Origin of the sequence: Bacillus sp. B1-b2 (assembly GCF_009183415.1) — a bacterium.
In the GTDB taxonomy this organism is placed as follows: Bacteria; Bacillota; Bacilli; order Bacillales; family Cytobacillaceae; genus Niallia.
On the sequence record NZ_WEHU01000074.1, the window covers coordinates 1 to 1,486 of the forward strand.

Sequence of the window (1,486 nt, forward strand, 5' to 3'; positions counted from 1 at the left end):
TAAAATGTACCCTATAAAGTAGACATTAAAAAAAGTCTACCTGTAGGGTACTTTTTTGTATAATTAAGTAACACAAATAGACAGCTAAAGAATGACAACATGGGATTGGAGAAAGCGATGAGTAAAAAGATTTTTACAGAGAAAGAAATCAAACTTCTATCTTTAAATAAGTACGTTAAATCTGTGAGTCCAAAAGGTATCACATATACAAATGAATTTAAACATATTTTTATAGGGGAAAAAGAGAAAGGCAAGCTTACGAGAGAAATATTTGAAGCCTGTGGATTCGATGCAGAGGTTTTAGGAACAGATAGAATATACTCCGCGAGTAAGAGATGGAAAAGGGCTTACGAAAAGGAAGGGGTAAATGGTTTACGTGACACTAGAACGGAAAAGTCAGGCCGTTCAAGAGAAAGATCACTTTCCCTTGAAGAAAAAAATGCTCGGTTAGAAGCACAAATAAACTTACTAAAGGCAGAAAATGAACTCTTAAAAAAGATTCGTTATGCAGAAAGGAGGATGAAGAAATAGTACTTCCTCCTAACCAAAAGTATACCTTAATTCGTTTCGTGATAGAGAAATATCGATTGAAAAATAGGGTGCAATTTCTTTGTGAAATAGCAGGGGTTTCCAGAAGTGGTTATTATAATTATTTCTCGCAGAAGTCACAGGAACAAAGAAAGTTAAAAGAGGAAAAAGATGAGAAACTAAAAGAGCTGATCTTAAAGGCCTTCCGATTTAAAAATCGTAAGAAAGGGGCACGTCAAATCAAAATGACTTTGGCGGGTCAATTTAATGTTGTTTATAATTTAAAACGTATACGACGCATTATGAAAAAATACGAAATCATTTGCCCAATTAGAAAGGCAAATCCTTATAGACGAATGATGAAAGCCACCAAAGAACATCGTATTGTACCAAACCTTTTGAATAGACAATTCAAGCAAGGAATCCCAGGGAAAGTACTTCTGACTGACATTACATATCTTTCTTTCGGCAAAGGATTAAGAGCCTATTTATCCACCGTTAAGGACGGTTCAACTGGTGAAATTTTAGCTTATCATGTATCGGATAGAATGAACTTAGAATTGGCTACAGATACACTGAAAAAGTTAAAGAAGAACAAAAACTTTAAGAGAGTAAAAGATGCCTTCATTCATTCGGATCAAGGTGTTCATTATACAAGTCCTATTTATCAAAGAGCAGTGAAAAGATTAGGGTTGCGCCAATCAATGTCTAGACGGGGAAACTGTTGGGATAACGCTCCCCAAGAATCATTCTTTGGTCATTTTAAAGATGAAGCTTCTATTAAAGCATGTCCAAGTTTAGATGAAGTAAAAAAGGAAATCAAACAATATATGATTTATTACAATAATTATAGATACCAATGGAACTTAAAAAAGATGACTCCTGTTCAATACAGAAATCATCTTCTTATGGCAGCATAGGCTTTTTATAAAATGTCCTTTACAAAGGGTACACTTTA

The 1,486-nt window shown here is 34.1% G+C and carries 1 protein-coding gene; it reads left to right on the plus strand.

What is annotated here, in order from left to right; all coding sequences use genetic code 11:
• Window positions 1–117: 117 nt before the first annotated feature.
• Window positions 118–1,448 (plus strand): IS3 family transposase gene (locus tag F9279_RS24745; RefSeq protein WP_413463246.1). Its coding sequence is split into 2 segments (ribosomal slippage): window positions 118–505 and window positions 505–1,448, totalling 1,332 coding nucleotides; the frame shifts between segments, so codons are not numbered across the junction.
• The last annotated feature ends 38 nt before the right edge of the window (window positions 1,449–1,486 follow it).